The sequence below is a fragment of the Flavobacterium sp. N502540 genome, from assembly GCF_025947365.1.
In the GTDB taxonomy this organism is placed as follows: Bacteria; Bacteroidota; Bacteroidia; order Flavobacteriales; family Flavobacteriaceae; genus Flavobacterium.
Window position 1 is genome coordinate 4,839,010 of sequence record NZ_CP110012.1, and the last position, 16,746, is coordinate 4,855,755.

General features: G+C 32.7%; 15 protein-coding genes. 5 read left to right on the forward strand and 10 right to left on the reverse strand.

Annotation, left to right across the window (positions count from 1 at the left end):
- Nucleotides 1–5 precede the first annotated feature (5 nt).
- Nucleotides 6–1,520, reverse strand: coding sequence for a sensor histidine kinase (locus tag OLM58_RS20165; protein WP_264530360.1), 1,515 nt, complete (start codon nucleotides 1,518–1,520; stop codon nucleotides 6–8).
- 453 nt (nucleotides 1,521–1,973) lie between these two features.
- Here OLM58_RS20165 and OLM58_RS20170 point away from each other — a divergent pair, with 453 nt between their 5' ends.
- Together OLM58_RS20170 and OLM58_RS20175 are read left to right on the forward strand one after the other, a co-directional pair.
- Nucleotides 1,974–3,269: a hypothetical protein gene (locus tag OLM58_RS20170; RefSeq protein WP_264530361.1), complete on the forward strand. Its 1,296-nt coding sequence runs from the start codon at nucleotides 1,974–1,976 to the stop codon at nucleotides 3,267–3,269.
- On the forward strand, nucleotides 3,270–3,731 hold the full coding sequence (locus tag OLM58_RS20175) for a hypothetical protein (protein ID WP_264530362.1): 462 nt from the start codon (nucleotides 3,270–3,272) through the stop codon (nucleotides 3,729–3,731).
- A 442-nt stretch (nucleotides 3,732–4,173) separates the two neighbouring features.
- Here OLM58_RS20175 and OLM58_RS20180 read toward each other — a convergent pair whose 3' ends face one another.
- Nucleotides 4,174–4,824 (reverse strand): response regulator transcription factor, encoded by a 651-nt coding sequence (locus OLM58_RS20180; RefSeq protein ID WP_264530363.1) that lies wholly within the window; start codon nucleotides 4,822–4,824, stop codon nucleotides 4,174–4,176.
- A 90-nt stretch (nucleotides 4,825–4,914) separates the two neighbouring features.
- Nucleotides 4,915–6,666 carry a sensor histidine kinase gene (locus OLM58_RS20185; protein ID WP_264530364.1) on the reverse strand — a complete coding sequence of 584 codons (1,752 nt, stop codon included), beginning with the start codon at nucleotides 6,664–6,666 and terminating at the stop codon, nucleotides 4,915–4,917.
- 630 nt (nucleotides 6,667–7,296) lie between these two features.
- On the opposite strand from OLM58_RS20185, the gene OLM58_RS20190 reads away from it, so the two are divergent.
- Complete coding sequence (locus OLM58_RS20190) at nucleotides 7,297–7,452, forward strand: hypothetical protein (RefSeq protein WP_264530365.1); 156 nt, start codon at nucleotides 7,297–7,299, stop codon at nucleotides 7,450–7,452.
- On the opposite strand, the gene OLM58_RS20195 is transcribed toward OLM58_RS20190, so the two are convergent.
- The 3 genes from OLM58_RS20195 to OLM58_RS20205 form a co-directional block, all read right to left on the reverse strand.
- Nucleotides 7,426–8,205: a polysaccharide deacetylase family protein gene (locus OLM58_RS20195; RefSeq protein WP_264530366.1), complete on the reverse strand. Its 780-nt coding sequence runs from the start codon at nucleotides 8,203–8,205 to the stop codon at nucleotides 7,426–7,428. The two genes, OLM58_RS20190 and OLM58_RS20195, sit on opposite strands and share 27 nt — an antisense overlap.
- Before the next feature lie 146 nt (nucleotides 8,206–8,351).
- The gene (locus OLM58_RS20200; RefSeq protein WP_264530367.1) at nucleotides 8,352–10,775 is read right to left on the reverse strand and encodes an ABC transporter permease; all 2,424 of its coding nucleotides are present in this window, start codon (nucleotides 10,773–10,775) and stop codon (nucleotides 8,352–8,354) included.
- A 2-nt stretch (nucleotides 10,776–10,777) separates the two neighbouring features.
- Nucleotides 10,778–11,491, reverse strand: a complete 714-nt coding sequence (locus OLM58_RS20205; protein ID WP_264530368.1) for an ABC transporter ATP-binding protein — start codon at nucleotides 11,489–11,491, stop codon at nucleotides 10,778–10,780.
- Nucleotides 11,492–11,771: 280 nt separating this feature from the next.
- Here OLM58_RS20205 and OLM58_RS20210 point away from each other — a divergent pair, with 280 nt between their 5' ends.
- Together OLM58_RS20210 and OLM58_RS20215 are read left to right on the forward strand one after the other, a co-directional pair.
- Nucleotides 11,772–13,121: a sigma-54-dependent transcriptional regulator gene (locus OLM58_RS20210; protein ID WP_264530369.1), complete on the forward strand. Its 1,350-nt coding sequence runs from the start codon at nucleotides 11,772–11,774 to the stop codon at nucleotides 13,119–13,121.
- Nucleotide 13,122: 1 nt separating this feature from the next.
- On the forward strand, nucleotides 13,123–14,454 hold the full coding sequence (locus OLM58_RS20215) for a sensor histidine kinase (protein ID WP_264530370.1): 1,332 nt from the start codon (nucleotides 13,123–13,125) through the stop codon (nucleotides 14,452–14,454).
- A gap of 92 nt (nucleotides 14,455–14,546) precedes the next feature.
- Here OLM58_RS20215 and OLM58_RS20220 read toward each other — a convergent pair whose 3' ends face one another.
- From OLM58_RS20220 to OLM58_RS20235, 4 genes are all read right to left on the reverse strand, one after another.
- A complete protein-coding gene (locus OLM58_RS20220) occupies nucleotides 14,547–15,263 on the reverse strand; it encodes a DUF3667 domain-containing protein (RefSeq protein WP_264530371.1) in 717 nt (238 codons plus the stop codon).
- Nucleotides 15,264–15,408: 145 nt separating this feature from the next.
- Nucleotides 15,409–15,669, reverse strand: a complete 261-nt coding sequence (locus OLM58_RS20225) for a hypothetical protein (RefSeq protein ID WP_264530372.1) — start codon at nucleotides 15,667–15,669, stop codon at nucleotides 15,409–15,411.
- A gap of 55 nt (nucleotides 15,670–15,724) precedes the next feature.
- The gene (locus tag OLM58_RS20230) at nucleotides 15,725–16,051 is read right to left on the reverse strand and encodes a hypothetical protein (RefSeq protein ID WP_264530373.1); all 327 of its coding nucleotides are present in this window, start codon (nucleotides 16,049–16,051) and stop codon (nucleotides 15,725–15,727) included.
- Between the two features lie 8 nt (nucleotides 16,052–16,059).
- Entirely contained in the window at nucleotides 16,060–16,746 is a 687-nt protein-coding gene (locus tag OLM58_RS20235) for a hypothetical protein (RefSeq protein WP_264530374.1), read from the reverse strand.

A 16,746-nucleotide genomic window follows, 5' to 3' on the forward strand; every position in this document is an offset into this window, starting at 1 on the left:
CACCTTTAATCTTTAAAAAGGATTTTAAAAGTTGTACCCTCTCCTACCTGACTTTCTACTGTAATGTTTCCATTCATAGATTCGATCTGATTTTTTGTAATGTATAAGCCCAAACCGTTTGCTTTTTCGTGCTTATGAAATGTTTTATACATTCCAAAAATTAAATCTCCGTGTTTCTTAAGATCAATTCCCAAACCATTGTCTTTTATGGTGAATACTTTTCTTCCATTTTCTCTGAAAAAATTAAATTCAACGATCAGTGGTTTCTTAGGATCAGCATATTTTATAGCATTGCTACTTAGATTTTGTAATACACTTTCAAGATATGCCGGATTAAAATGAACCACTGCTTCAGGGGAAACGTTGTTAATTATCGTAACATTATTCTTGTTGTTATAGGCATTAACAATGTTGAGTACCCTGTTTAGATAACTGTTTAAATTCAGCGCCTCGATATTAATTTCGGTATTGTTTTGAACATTTACAATTTGCGACAAATCTTCAATTGTTTTACTAAGATCTCCGGAAACCGCACGCAGGTATTTTAATGTTTCAACTTTTTCATCAAAACCTTCTTCTGAATCGATCAAGTCCAAAAGAACTTTAAAATTACCTGCGTGCGAGTTTAGGTTATGAGAAACGATGTGCGAAAAATTCAACAATCTGTTGTTCTTTTCTTTATACACTTCCATTTCTCTTCTTAACTCAAGCTCTTTCTCTTTTTGAAAAGAAACATTGCTGTAAGTTCCTATTACTTTTAATGGTTTTCCCTCAAGATCACGCTCGGTCACCATTCCCTTACTGAGAATCCATTTGTATTTTTTATTTGAAGTTAACACACGTTGAAAATTTTCGTAGTAAGGAGTTCTGTTATCAAAATGATAGTTAAATGCCTTTTGACAATCTTCAATATCCTCCGGATGTATCATTTTCTTCCATCCCTCGCAAGTATGAGAAATATCAGACGCTTTCAATTCCAATATATTTAGGGCTTGCGGCGAATAATAAATTCGATCAATGGTTAGATCCCAATCCCAAATACCTTCATTTGAAGTCATCAGCATAAACTTAAAACGTTCTTCCGTTCTTCTGAGTTTTAACTCCTGCTCCTTTAATTCGGTAATATCAGTTATACGACCATAAAATTCCGTGCTTCCGTCTTTATTGACTATTCTTTTTGAAGTCACCTTAAACCAGCTTAATCCGTTGAAAGGCAATTCTGCCCTGAACACAACACTCCATTTCCTTCTTTTTTTTATAGCATCGAATAAAGAGTTTTTCACCCTTTTTTTATCATCCTGATGAATTCGGTCGTATATAGAAAGTACGGTATTGGTAAACATCGTATTGGATAAAACTTCAAACATTTCGTAGGTGGCATCATTTATAAATGGCATTTCATAATCGTTATCTGCCGAAATCGTAAATACGAAAAGAGCGTCATGAACCTCATCAAATGCTTTAGACTTAAAAACATTCACATTTGCTTTCTTCTTTGTTTTGTAAAAGTCGAATTCCATAGCCTTACTTTTATACATTCCCTTTCTATTAACTGTAGTTTTCTTTAGCATTAAAATTTGCATTAGATTTTAAAAGCACTATTTGTTGATCAGACGGCGATCTTCTAAAAAAATAAAAATTGACCTGACTTTTATAACCCAAAAAACAAAAACAAAAAAAGCCGTCCGCAACAACAAAAGAGTGTCTCTTAATACAGGAAGCTAGATGCTGAAAAAAAATAATCCATTCTGCTACAAATCCATCTTATTTATAAAGTTCCAGCAACTGCGTCTTCCTGACAAAACAAAAATACATGCAATAAAATCAATATGTTATAGAACATGGAACGTCTTGTTGTAGAATTATTTCTACAGAAAATACATCACAAAGAAAATTTCTTTTTTAACACAAAAACATTTTTTATAGCTTTTTTCTTATATCTTTGTTTTAATTACTATTGAACAATGAATTTTATGGAAAAGAAAATTAAAAGCCACGTAAAAAGAGTACTACTATTTTGTTTGACATTAGCACTGTTTAGTTGTCAAAATGAAGAGCATTCATCAGATCAATTGCAAAGTAAGATTGAGACCGTACCTATAAATGAAGCAAAAGACTTTCTGATGCATTCAAAAAGTAGTTCTTCTGCAAAATCAACGAACAACGAATTAGACAATGTTGAACTCGACGAAATTACACAGGAAAGGATAAAAGGAAGTGATCAGTTATTGACAGTAATTCCTTTTAAAACAAATAGTAAGTTTGAAAATAAGAGGATTCTGCTATTAAAAATTAATAACGAAATTAAGAGTATCGCTTTTAGTATGTATCCTGATGAAAATTCTTTTAAAGGAAGTTTTTCGGGAAAAATATTTTCTCATACCTTAGATGGAAATTTCATTACTGGTTTTAGGGCAGAGAACGGGATTATTGTAAGTCAGTTTGTTGAAAATAATAATGCTATTAAAACTGACACAGAGAATGCTAAAACATCCAAACTAACAAGTCGATCAGCAGAAGCATTAAGAGAAGTTATCCTTCAGAACAATTATCGCAAAACGGTTCATGCCTTAGATATGTTTGGAAGTACCGGCATGTACGGTGATGGGATTTTTGGTGGTGGGATTGGTAATTCTGGCGGCCGCGGTTATTCTTGGGATGTTGGAGATGGTGGAAATAGTAGTGATGCCACCACGATTTATATTAATATCGAAGGGAAAAAAATTGATCCTAAAGAAGAAACTAAATGTTTCGATAAGTCTAAATCGGCTGTATTGACCATATACATTCAACAACCCAATGAAAACACAAGAGATAAAATGGGAGCAAATAGTGTTGGACATACTTTTGTAGGAATTCAGCAAGGAGGGATTCAACGAGTTTTGGGATTTTATCCCGATAGTCCTAATGCTTCACTTATATCTTCGCAAAATAGTGAATTGCATGATAATAGTAATACACTGTATCATGTAAGCATTTCAATCGAAGTTGATGCCGTTAAACTGGTAAATATTATTAATTATATTAATAGCTACCCTAAAACATATGATTTAAATAATTATAACTGTAGTGATTTTGCAATAGGTGCCGCAGCTAAAGGTGGATTAAACTTACCTAAAACTACAGGTACTTATGACGCAGTAATTGTTAATTTTAAAGGGCGTAATCCAGGAGATCTAGGTCAAGACATAAGAAATATGAGTGTACCCAATGGAGCGACAATAAGTGCCACTAAAGGGAATGCTCCGAAAAAGAAAGGAGGTTGCTAAATGAAAATAAATAAACTTATCTTTTTAATTATAATACTACTGTTAACAACAACAACTATTATAGGTCAGAGTAAAATACATGAGCCTGATATGTTAACCAATTTTGTAAAATCCGTTTTCTTTGAAGATAAATCAACGAAGTTTATTGCAGATAATTTTATCTATTTTGAGACAATAAATAATGGTGCGAAGTATACCATTGATGATCGTACAAAAATACTTAGTAAACATTTGAAAAAAATAAGAAAAGAGAAAAAGATACTCCTAAATTCAGAAGATTTTTATGTCATAAGTTATAAAGATTATAATGGTGATAAAGTATTTTTTACTGGAGAAACGGACAACATTTTTATTCTAATAAGTAAGGAGAAACCCGTATTATATTTCTATACCATAAACCATAAAATACTCTCTTTCGATTATATTCTTAAAGGAGATGAGGGCGTATTTATATCCTATTAGCTATTTATAATTACAGAGTCTGTTCATTTACTTAATAAGAGAATCTACATTTTTCAACGCATTCTTTTCAGATGAATATTATACAAGATTATGAAATATACTATTTACACCTTTTTAATTTTAGGTAATAGGATTATTGATCTACGGTTATATTTATCCAACTGAATATTGTTTGGACATCAATTTCATGATACCTATTATTTGCTTACCTATACAGCAATAGCTACAGCTTTACTGTTACTTTCTTTACTGCTCTATCTCATATATTTTTTATACAAAAAAGTAAAGTTTTTTAAGTCAAAGATATAGCTAATAATAAATTACAATCTCAGTGTTTGAACTGCTCAATAAAAGAGACCGACCCTTTTTCCGGCTGGCCTTATCTTTTTTATAAGTCAAAAAAGGTATTACAGATATGTAAGACCTTTTACTTATCTGTTGATCAATCCGCATACAATTGAAAAACTTTGATCAAATCGGCCAGATTATCAATTTCCAGCTTTTCAAAAATCCTGTTTTTATAGGTGCTAACCGTTGTTTTCTTAATGTTCAGGTGTTCAATTATTTCGAGATTGCCATAGCCTTTAATTAAAAGCTGTGCCACTTCGATTTCTCTGTTGGACAATACATCTAATGGATTTGTTGGTTTCTTTGAAATATAAGAGTCCAGAATCCTGTCTTTAAGATTCTGCGTAATATATTTTCCGGACAACATCATCGAACTGATTGCATTTTTCATTTCTTCCTCCGAAGTTTCTTTGTTCAGATATCCGGATGCTCCCGCATTCAAATACCGCATGGCATAGATATTCTCATCATAAGCGGAGAAGATCAATATTTTCACTTCGGGCCGGATGGATTTAATCTCTGTTATGATACTGATACTGTTTCCATCAGGAAAATTCACATCTAAGATTAATAAATCTATACTTTGTTCTTTTAAAATAGTAAGTGTATCCTTAAAATTTCCTGCTTTATGAATTAAAGCATTCGAAAATAACTCTTTTATCATCAAAGAAACGCCTTGTCGAACCACACTATGGTCATCAGCTACTAAAAAGCTATAGTTATTGGATGGGGATTTCATTTTCATTTACCTAATTTAGGATTGTTTCAGCGCTTTTCTCTAACTAATTGCCTTTTTATTGTCAATATACAAAAAGTATATTAATTTGGTCTTATTTTAAACTAAACTTATAAAGAGGTTGAAAATAATCGTTGTCCCTTTGCCTTCTTCGCTCTGAACATCTATTTTTCCATCAAACAATTCTACTATTTCTTTACACAAATTGAGACCTAAACCTACGCCAAGATCGTTTACTTTTCCTGAAACGGTACCCTGATAATAAAGTTCGAATATGTTTTTCAGGTCATTTTTGGCGATTCCAATTCCACTGTCTTCAATTTCTATTTTTAAATTTACTTGCTTATCAGAGGTCTTCTCGAGATCCATAGCAATTTTTATCAATCCATTTTCAGTAAACTTATTTGCATTACCAATGATGTTATAAAAAAGCTGATGGATTTTTGCAGCATCAGAATTCACTTCAAGATTTGAAATCAGATTAGAATTCACTTCAATCTTATTTCCTTTACTTTCAACCAATGAAGTCATCGAATTAACAATCTGATGAATCTCTTCCTTAAGCAGAAATTTCTTACTATTCAATTTAGGCGCATAATTTCCGTCTTTTGAATATTCCAAAATCTGATTGGCCAAAAGAAGCAATGAGTTTGTAGTGAACTGAATCGATTTAAAAGTATCTTTTATTTCGGCATCTTTTATAGAAGCACTAATCATCTTACTGTAAATAGAAATAATACTTAAAGGAGATCTGATTTCATGGCTAATCATTCCCATAATTCTGTTCTTAAAATTCAGGTTTTCACGAATTTGCATCTGAGCAATAGTCAGTCTTTTTTCGTATTGGAAAGCCAGTCTCGTGAAGCCGAAAAGCACAAGCGAAACGATAAACATCATCAGGATCAAAATCGCAATGGTATAACTTCTCGCTATTTTATTGGATTCGTACTGCTTTTCCAATTGTTTCTGAGTATTGTCCTGCAGCAGTTTTAACGAATTATTGTAATTAGGCATAATCGCCGACTCTAAATTCAGTAATTCGTTATTGAATTCTTTTAGTTTAGCATCCTGATCTTTTAAATTGGCAAATGACTTCTTTAAGTTCTTAAACTGCTCTTCGTAAAATTTATTGGTGGTATTAAACAGATTAGCAAACTGTTCTTCGATACTTCCGGTAACTACTTTGTTATCGTATTTCATCGTAACCGTAATATTCAGCTTCTCTTTTTGCACATCCACTTTTCCGGCCAAAGCAGCTCCCAATCTTGAGAATAAACCTTTTTTAGATACACTGTCTACGGTCATATAAGAGTCCGTTTTAATGCTGTCTAAGATCTTTTTATACTCGAACTTGTTTAATTTAAAAGGCTTCGACAAAGTGGTTTTATCGGAATTAATCTGCGACTCAATAATAGAATCTATACTGGATTTTATAGCCTCTACAGAATGCTCTGACTGATTCTTTTCTTCCAGAATCTTCATGAACGCCTTATTATCTCTGGTAATTAAGCTTAGGCTGTCGATCAGACGACTGATCTCATTTAAAGAAGCAGTATACTTATTCAGTGATTCTTTGTCTTTATAATAGGTGTAATTACTAAAACTCTTTTGAGAATCAACAAATGAATTATTTATACCGCTGGTGAAATGCGTTATTCTATTCAATGAATCCATCGAGTTTAAAGTCTTCGACATTTCTGCTTCATTAGACGATTCATTATACCAGATAACGATAGCAATTATTTGTAAAAGAATAACACAGGCTATTAAAGTGTAGTGAATTATTTTTCTGTGTTTGAACTTTAGTTTAAAAAAACTAAACGTACTATTTAGGGAATCTTTTCTAATCAAAATTTATATTTTAAAATGATAAATAAAATAATGAGTCACAGAATCAAATCAATAACTCATGCCACTTTTTTAATTAGGTATCGAAAGAACATCCTGAATGATGTACTACATTTTGAATAAATATTGTTCTATAGCAAAAATTAGCAAACACTAATTCTGTTTTTAATACTGATAAATAGATCTTATTCCTCTAAAGTACTCTTTCTTTGTTAAAAAAACAACAAAGCCTGAATACTTCTCTATCAATAGTAACCATAACACAACAGATATTTAAAAGAGATTTGGGGGATCTTTTTAATAGAATAAATGTGTTTTATACAAAAACCCTACTTTATTCTATTTTTTAAATATATAATTGTTTCTATTTTCTTAATAAGAAGCAAAAATAGTATGCTGAAATTAAATCGACTGTAGAACATTTTATAATAGTCTGTAGAACTTGTTCTACAATTCAACTACTAATTAATTCTACAATTTTTATGATACAAAGATACGATTTTTGGAAAAATATGTCGGATTATTTACGAAATCGTTTGATCAGGAGCTTGTAGAGTACCTCAAATAACCTCACCAAAACACTGATTTTTAACCTCTCACCCCTCTCATTTCGGAAAAAAAACAGCTATTCTCATGAAAAATCTTCTCTCCATTTTAAAGATTGATCTGAGTGAAAAATACATGATTCCTACCGAAAAAAGACCCGATCCGAATCTTTCTGTTTCAGCAAAAAGTTACTATTATTTAACGTTGAAGGATAGTTTATTTGTGCTCGAGCAAATGGTCTAAGTCCGATAAGGTATAAAACTTGAGATCGTTTAACTTCATATACCTGCAGATAAATTCTAAAGTTTCGATTTTAGTCTGATAATTTTCGGTAACATTTCTAACGGGTTTATGACCACATAAAATCAGAATCTTGTTGTTTTTTTTGGCATAGTGCAATAATTCGAGAAGGTACGGAATACTGAAATGAATATGACTATTGTCGATATCAAAGGCAAATACAATTTTTGAATTATTAAAATAGCTGTCTTGTTTTTCAGGAAGTTCACCTCCAAAAGCTCTTCCTCTGATAATTTTAAACATAGGTGACAGCGCTTTATCCAATGCATCAGATCTTTCTCCGTACGGATAAGCAAAGGTGGTCATTTTAAAAGAATGTTTTTTCATGGAAGCGATCATAGGGGTAATTTCCTGATCAATGTAAGCATCCATTCCATTTTTATTGACAAATTTAACAGCATTATAGTGATGATAGCCATGTCCGGCTATTTCATGTCCGTATTTTTGCATTTCAAGAAGTTTTTCGATTTGCGGCTTCCCAATCGAATCAATACGGCAGACATTAAAAGTAGCTTTCCATGAGTATTTTCTCAAAGCCTGATCGGCTTCGGCCCATTCGTCTACATAGGCATCATCAAAAGATAAAATTACACCGGCTTCATAAGCTTTGGCGGCCGGATTTTGCTTTTTACTTTCACAGGAAAATAAAGTCAGACAGAATAAAAACAGTACCGATTTAAGGAAAAACATCTTCATAAAATATACTCTGAAAAATTTAAAAAACACATTCTTTTTTTAACCAATAGCATCTTATTATTTCAAAGATAATTCTTTTTTCCAGTTTTCTGCCATTAAAAAAGCCTCCAAAATGTTCTCACTTTGAAGGCTTTACTTTTTATGATTTATTCGTATTTTAAATATTTCAAAACATCAATTTTAGTAGCCTGATATGCTCTTGAAAGCACCACCGCTAAGGTTAGCAGCAACAAGGCGATAAATCCGATTAAAAATGGATAAACAGATATCGTAATACGGTACGAGAAATTTTCTAACCATTTGTTGAGTAAATAATAGGCCGGAAATAACGCTATTAAAAATCCTATAATACTGAAAACCACATACTGCTTACAAAGTTCTTTCAGCAGAACATTTGTCTCGGCACCCAATGTTTTTCGAATGGCAATTTCTTTCATCCTGCGTTCAATAGAATACGAAGCCAGTGCAAACAATCCAAAAAGCGCAATTACAATTACAATCACATTCAATAAAGAAAATAGATTTTTTTGCCTCACATAATTACTATAGGATCTTTTGTATCCTTTATCAACAAAATCATACGAAAATGGATATTCTGTATCTACTTTTTTCACCCAAAAATTTTCAACATCGGTCAAAGTCTGCTGCATAGTTTTGGCATCTGCGCTGACATAAATATTATTCAAAAGTTCTGAAAACCAAGGCACTGTTTTAAAATGAAAAAAGGACATAGGAGGAATAGCCTGACCCGGATCCAGCAGATTAAAATCTTTTACAACTCCCACAATAATTACTTCCTGACCATTCCAGTTTACTTTTTTACCTATCGGATCTTTTTCATTCAATAACTTGAGCGCAGTTTCGTTAATCAACATCGAACTGATCGTATCCTGCGCAAATTTAGGATCTAAATAACGCCCTTTTACCATTTTAATTTTCAGCATCTCCAGCAGCCCAAAGTCTATTGGTATATTTTCTCCGTCTACACTTTTGTCTTTATATTGATAAGTAATAGTTGATTTTGGTCCATATCCTAAGACAAAACCGCCACCGGAAACTTCTTTAACCCCTTTGATATGAAGCAATTGATTTCTGATACTGTTATATCGGTCCAATCGCTCTTTATTGCTCGTTTTTTCACCGTAGATGTTCTTATACGAAATGTTCAGAATTTGTTTTCCATTAAAACCTAACTCTTTAGAGTTCATATACTCTATTTGCTGATACACAATATAAGATCCGATAATGAAAAAAGCAGCCACACTAAATTGAAAAATCAACATTCCGTTGCGAAGCCAAATACCGTTTTTACTTCGGCCAAAGTTTCCTTTCAACACCTTTAAAGGTTCAAAATTAGAGACATAAATAGCCGGAAAAATACCTGCCAATACAACTGTTATAAAAAATATAGCCACAAGCTGCAGGTAAAACTGACCGCTTTGCAATACAAGCGATTTTTCTAAAAAGGTATTGTAATGCGGTAACGAAATTTCGACAATCACCAATGATACCAGGATGGCAAACAAGGTAATTATAGCTGTTTCAAAAACAAATTGTTGGATTATACTATATTTGGAAGCGCCTATAATTTTTCGAACTCCAACCTCCTTGGCTCTTTTTACGGCATTTGCTGTAGCAGAATTAACATAATTTACAATAGATAACAACAGGATTAAAACCGATAACCCAACCATAATGAGTAAAAACTGGAGGTTCCCTTTTGATTCTGTCATACCACCGGTTTTGGTATGCAGACGAACTGAAGCCAGAGACTCTAAAATTGGTTTTACTTCACCATATTTGCGAATTAACTCTTGAGGAGTAATTCCCCGCTCCTGTGCAAATTTAGCTGTCAGGTTATCAAAATATAACTTTTCAAGATCCTTCGTTACTTGTTTCTGATCCTCCCGATTTTTCAGTTTCAGTAATAAAACATACTGAAAGTTCCCCCAAAACTGAATGTTTGTATTAATTCGCTGGTCCATAAAATTAACAACACAAGAAGGATTATAGGATGATTTTTCATCCAGCTTATAAACACCTCTAACCATCAATACCTTTTTTTGTAAAACAACTTTTTTACCCAAAGCAGTTTCGTTTCCAAAAAGTTTAAAAGCCAAATCCTTCGACAAGCAAATACTGTTTACATCCGGCAATGCATTCTTTCGACTCCCTTCTATAAATTCATAAGGAAAATAATCAAAAAAGTTTTTTTGAGCTATCGTAATTTTATCTGATTGTACTTTTTTAGTATTAGAATACAGTACGTCATTATCATAACCTCCGCTTAAATAACAAAATGATTCAACTTCAGGACTTATAGCTTTTAACCCTGATCCTACCGGTGCTGAACTCGAAGACCAATAAGTCGTAGGGTTCATTTTGTTTGCTACCAAAAAGATCTTGTCTTTGTTGGGATTCCATTGATCGTAGGATTGCTCGTCATTCCAATACAAAGTGGCAAAGATTAATCCTGCAATTCCGATGCTCAACCCCAAAACATTCAAAGCTGTAAAAAACTTATTGTTTTTGATGTGATAAATAAATATGTTGATCCAGTTCTTTAGCATGATTAATTTATTGAATGGTTTACTAAAACATCTACATTTCTATGGTTCATTTTCTCTGAAAGAATGGCTCCGTCTTTCATGACAATCGTTTTTTGCGAAAACGAAGCATCATAATCCGAATGCGTAACCATTAAAATTGTCGCACCACTTGCATGAAGATCCGTCAATAATTCCATTACTTCGTTACCGTTTTTACTGTCCAAATTTCCTGTAGGCTCATCGGCGAGAATAATTTTCGGATCATTAATTAAAGCCCTTGCAACGGCTACACGCTGCTGTTGTCCTCCTGAAAGTTGTTGTGGATAATGTTTCAAACGATGTGCAATGCCTAATATAGTGGCAATTTCCTGTACTTTTTTCTTTCTTTCAGATGGTGGCACATTATTGTAAATCAATGGCAATTCGATATTATCAAAAACCGATAATTCATCAATTAAATTAAAATTTTGAAAAATGAATCCGATGTTTTCTTTTCTCGCTTTTGATTTTAAATTTTCCTTCAGACCAATCATTTCCTGTCCTAACAATTCATAACTTCCCCCCGAAGCACTGTCTAATAATCCGATGATATTCAATAAAGTCGATTTTCCACTTCCTGATGGCCCCATGATCGATACAAAATCGCCTTCGTTAACGGTTAATGAAATTTCACTTAAAGCTTTTGTTTCTACTTCTTCGGTTCTAAAAATTTTAGAAAGCTTTTTAATTTTGATCATACTACTGTGTTTTTGATGTTTGTTTTTCTTTCTAAGAATGGTACTGCCGAAGTAAAAAACAGATCCTAAATTAAGATAATTGATAAGATAATCTATAAATATCTATTTTTGTTACATTTACCGGCAATAATCATTCTACTATTTGATGATTTGCTAATAGTAATATGATTTTCGTGCCAAAAAATTAAATTTTCTAACTGCCTTATTTTAAATTTTTTAGTATTTAAAAGAATTCAGAAGTGTCCAATAATGGACAGCTTTCGTCCAAAACTGAACAAAAATGAAAAAGACAAATGCTGCAATATTAATCATAGACGATCAGGAAGATATCCTTTTTGCGTCGAAAGTGTTCCTGAAAAAGTACTTTGAAGACATTTATACCCTCAATAATCCAAAAAATATTGTCGAATTATTGTCACAAAAACACATTGATGTTGTTTTGCTCGACATGAATTACAGAATAGGTTTTGAAGACGGAAGAGAAGGTTTGTATTTATTGAAAGAAATAAAAACACTATCTCCGAAAACGGTTGTTATTTTAATGACCGCTTTTGGTAAAGTCGAAACGGCAGTTGAAGGCTTAAAATCCGGTGCTTTTGATTATATCTTAAAACCATGGGAGAATAAAAAACTGCTTGAATCTGTCAAACAGGCTGTAGATCAATCCCGAAAGGAACAGAAGAAAATAAAGAATATAGAACCCGAGAATGACTTTTTTATCGGTACCTCAGAAATGATCAAAAAATCTTATTCCCTTGCTGATAAAGTGGCTAAAACGGATGCCAACGTTTTGATTTTAGGCGAAAACGGAACGGGTAAATTTGTTTTAGCACATCATATCTTTAGCCAATCCGAAAGGAAAAACCATCCATTTGTAGCCGTCGATTTGGGAGCCTTAAATTCGAATATTTTCGAAAGTGAACTGTTTGGTTATGCAAAAGGTGCTTTTACAGATGCCAAAACCGATACTCCCGGACGTTTCGAAATGGCGCAAAACGGAACTATCTTTTTGGATGAAATTGGGAATGTTCCTCTCCATTTACAATCGAAACTGCTACAGGTTATTCAAACCAAAACAGTAACCAGACTGGGTGAAACAAAGCCAAGACCACTAAATGTCCGCATCATTACAGCAACCAACCTAAATCTTAAACAAGAAGTTACCGATAAAAGCTTTAGAGAAGACCTTTATTATCGTATCAATACCATGGAAATCGTTCTGCCTCCATTACGGGAACGTCACGAAGATAAAATTCCGCTGGCAGAATATCTTCTCGACAAAATGATTGCAAAATACGACCGAAATACAATACAATTTGACAAAAAAGTACTGGAACAAATTGAAAAACATGCCTGGAATGGCAACATCAGGGAAATGGAAAATAAAATTGAACGCGCTGTTATTCTGTGCGAAAACAATAAAATCACCACTTCCGATTTAGATTTAGAGATCATAACTCCCTACGAAGAAAACCCGGATGACATTCAGCTTTCTTCTGTAGAGAAGGCAGCTGTTGAGAAAGCTTTGCTCAAAAACAACAATAACATCAGTAAAACGGCTGAAGAATTAGGATTATCAAGAGGTTCTTTATACCGTCGTTTAGAAAAATACAACATCAATATCAATTAATATGTTTCAGACCTTCCAAACCTACAAACTGCTGTTTTTAAGATTGATTCTGATTGTATTGATAATCGAAATCTCTTTTTATTTTTTTAAAACAGACCTTTTCTTTACCGGAATCTTTGGCCTTTTTGTGGTATTCCTGCTTGTACGTGAAATGTACTTTTATGTTCGGAATTTTGTTTTGCTTTACAACAAAACCATCTCTTCGATCTTACAAAATGATTTTAGTTCAGATTTTTCACAACATAAATACAATAAAAATTACAACGAATTATTTCTATTGTATGATAATCTAAAAAGTAAACAAAACGAACAGATCTCCAAAGACATTGTCTATCGTTCCATTTTAAATACTATTGAAACCGGGATCATCATTCTGCAAAAAGAAGAAATGGAATGGAACATTTTCCTAATGAACGATCATTTTTCTTCTCATTTTAATGTTCCAAAGGTCTCCAAATGGAAATATCTTAAAGATCAATTACCATCGTTATGTGAAGTTATCGAAGCCGATGATTTTCAGGAAGTCAAAACCTCCTTAGAGATTCGGGTAAAAGAACAAAACATGCAAACCTTTGTATTGCAAGCTTCTAGAACAGAAGTTTTTGGAAAAGATTATTCTATTGTTTTACTGGATTCGATTCAGAATGTAGTCGAAAAAAAAGAAAAAGATGCCTGGGTGAATTTAATGAAAGTCATTTCGCATGAACTCTTAAATTCGATAACCCCTATTCGCTCTATTTGTCAGAATCTTCAGGATTTGGTAGAACAGGACTCCATGTCAACAGAAGATTTAGAGGATGTGAAAAATAGTGTTGAAACTATGTTGAGACGAAGCGATCACCTGCAAAAATTTATTGAAGGTTATCGAAAACTGGCCATGCTGCCCACACCAAAAAAAGAGAAAACAGATTTGCAGGTTTTAATGCACAATTGTCTTCAGATAATGGCTCCGTTATTCAAAGAAAAAAACATTGAAATCCTCAACAAAATTACCACCAAACATTGGATCACTATCGACTCTCAGCAAATCGAACAGGTTTTCATCAACCTATTGACCAATTGTATTTATGCTTTAAAAGACTCCACGGAAAAAATAGTAACGGTGTCAGCAGAATTTAAAGAAAATAGGGCTTTCATTAAAATCATCGACACCGGAAACGGAATCGAAAAAGAAATCGAACACAAAGTATTTCTCCCTTTTTTCACCACTCGAACAGAAGGTGCCGGCATTGGTTTAACGCTCTCCAAAAATATCATTGAGGCACATGGCGGCTATATCACCCATAGAAATGAAAATGGCAAAACCACTTTTGAAATTTGTTTGCTTGAATAACAATTCAATAGTTAAAAACAGAAAGTCTATAACTATCATCACCAATTATCGATTACTAACCTACCATTGAAAGCCAAAGGCAACATGGAATTTTAATGTTTTATTACTAAGTCAATTAATGTTCCAACAAGCAAAATGGCTAATGAAAATGTCATCATCCCAAAAATGTAGGCCAAAAAGGCTTTAACATAAGAAGATGCTTTTCCTCTGTCATAAAACTGTCCAATAGCCCAAGTTGAATACATAAATGCCACAATTCCGGCAAATTGCATTATATTTAAATTTGTCAAACCGTAAACAAGTCCAAAAATAGCATAAATTAACATCCCAATTCCCATTACGAAACAGAGAAGAATTAATATTTCAAATATGTTATAATCTCGTTTTCTGAAAAATAGTTTTGTCCACAATGCAATAAATATTCCCATCATTATATTGGAATACCCTAAATTCATCTGAACCCATTTTGAGATCGTACTTGTTGACGTTTTTTGACTGTCAAGGTAATTAATATAACCATCCTGGAAATGAAAAAAATGATTGCTTATGGAATAAATTAAAGAACTAACAATAATAAAAATGATAGGTTTAACCAATCGGCTTCTGTTTTCAGTAAGGTAATTTCTGATATTTTGTCCCGGATTTGTTATAAGTTCTTTAATCGTATACAATATTCCACGTTCAAAATGCAAAACGTGTTCAATTTCGTGAACGATATAATGTCCGTTAATCCTTTTGAGTACTTTTGGCTGCCCACAGTCTGGACAAAAATTAGAATATACTTCGGTGTTACAGTTTAGGCAGTTCATTTTTTTGGTCAAATATTTTGGTCAATTTTTTTATTTGTAGTCAGTTTGATAAAATGGTCGCTAACTTGTTTATACCCCCTCATAAAATATTATCAATACCTCTTAACAGGGCAGATTTTTAGCAACTGATGTCAGTCTTTATTTTTTAAACGGAGCTAAAATACAAAAAAAGCCAATATTCATAACATTGACATTTGTTGATTAATTTATAGGTTTTAGAATTGCGAAATAAAAGCCCATTATCATAACTCAATCTGATCTTCCTTAAGTGATCCTTATACTGATAAACATATTTATAAGCCAATTCACCAGCATTTGATTTACCTGCTAATAACGCCGCTAAGTAAACAGTCCAGTAATGACCATCAACCTCATAATTACCATTAGGGTCAACAAATGTGGTCAATGTTCATCCAACGACCAAGTGCAGGGTCATAATTACGTGCTCCATAATCAGTACCTTACAAGAACTCTTCGGAGAGCTGGGATGTGATCTTAAGAATTCCAATTCTCTCTTCTCCTCTAAAAACAGGGTAAACACCTCCAATTCTAACAATGTCTTTTATTAAATCAAACATTGTAAAAGCTAAAAAGACATTAAAAGGATCAAGATATTTCGCATCTTGAGGACATTCAATTTTATAAACAAAACTATAATGCTTTGTTCCAATTTCAGCAAAAAACCAATTTACTTTATCATCTTTTGGCCTTGACTGTTCTCCTAAAAGTTTACTTCTTTTAAGATCTAATTCACCAATAAAATTATATTTTCTATTTTCAGTAAGCATAAATATTGTTATTTAGGAATAATATATGGTAAAGTTTCAGCTGGAAAAACAAATGCTCCAATATCAATATGTGGAAACCAATATTGACTAGCATCGACTGGACTTTTGACTGTTGCTTCTATGATTGAATATCCATTTGGATACAATCCTTTACCATACCAATGAGCATCTTGTAGTGATTGTGCAAAATATTTAGATTCTAATACTCCCGCTTCAAATGAAAATTTTCCTGTACTATTAATAATGCCTCTTTCTGTTGCATCAACTGCTCTAAAAACACTAGTACCAGCTATTTTTGTTGTACCAAGCAATGCTCCTAAAAAAGGCTTCAGAACAGCACTCATAGGAAAAATAGGTGAACTAAATTCCATTGACTCCGAATTACCAGTAGCCATTTTCCAACCCTTAAAACCATAACCTCTTAATTTTCCGCCATTACTACCAAATTCTCCTTGCGAAATATTTTTTAACTTGACAGAAGTTGAAGATATGATCTTTCCACCTTTACCATATAAATAATCAGTTGTATCACCTCCTTTATTATTTACTTGATTACCTTTTTCATCATATCCATTATCATCCATATGACTTGCAATAGCTACATCTGCATCTACTGTTTTTCCAGTATCTTTATTTTTATACTGTTTTTCATCCCAATCATAATAATTTCCTGATTGCCCTGCTTCTGCTTTCAT

What these genes read in the sequence shown, in the direction of transcription:
- OLM58_RS20195 (WP_264530366.1), bottom strand. Translation starts at nt 8,205, where the DNA reads ATGAAGATGTTTTTCCTTAAATCGGTACTGTTTTTATTCTGTCTGACT.
- OLM58_RS20220 (WP_264530371.1), bottom strand. Translation starts at nt 15,263, where the DNA reads ATGAACTGCCTAAACTGTAACACCGAAGTATATTCTAATTTTTGTCCA.
- OLM58_RS20210 (WP_264530369.1), top strand. Translation starts at nt 11,772, where the DNA reads ATGAAAAAGACAAATGCTGCAATATTAATCATAGACGATCAGGAAGAT.
- OLM58_RS20200 (WP_264530367.1), bottom strand. Translation starts at nt 10,775, where the DNA reads ATGCTAAAGAACTGGATCAACATATTTATTTATCACATCAAAAACAAT.
- OLM58_RS20235 (WP_264530374.1), bottom strand. Translation starts at nt 16,746, where the DNA reads ATGAAAGCAGAAGCAGGGCAATCAGGAAATTATTATGATTGGGATGAA.
- OLM58_RS20180 (WP_264530363.1), bottom strand. Translation starts at nt 4,824, where the DNA reads ATGAAAATGAAATCCCCATCCAATAACTATAGCTTTTTAGTAGCTGAT.
- OLM58_RS20215 (WP_264530370.1), top strand. Translation starts at nt 13,123, where the DNA reads ATGTTTCAGACCTTCCAAACCTACAAACTGCTGTTTTTAAGATTGATT.
- OLM58_RS20190 (WP_264530365.1), top strand. Translation starts at nt 7,297, where the DNA reads ATGAAAAATCTTCTCTCCATTTTAAAGATTGATCTGAGTGAAAAATAC.
- OLM58_RS20175 (WP_264530362.1), top strand. Translation starts at nt 3,270, where the DNA reads ATGAAAATAAATAAACTTATCTTTTTAATTATAATACTACTGTTAACA.
- OLM58_RS20205 (WP_264530368.1), bottom strand. Translation starts at nt 11,491, where the DNA reads ATGATCAAAATTAAAAAGCTTTCTAAAATTTTTAGAACCGAAGAAGTA.
- OLM58_RS20230 (WP_264530373.1), bottom strand. Translation starts at nt 16,051, where the DNA reads ATGCTTACTGAAAATAGAAAATATAATTTTATTGGTGAATTAGATCTT.
- OLM58_RS20170 (WP_264530361.1), top strand. Translation starts at nt 1,974, where the DNA reads ATGGAAAAGAAAATTAAAAGCCACGTAAAAAGAGTACTACTATTTTGT.
- OLM58_RS20165 (WP_264530360.1), bottom strand. Translation starts at nt 1,520, where the DNA reads ATGGAATTCGACTTTTACAAAACAAAGAAGAAAGCAAATGTGAATGTT.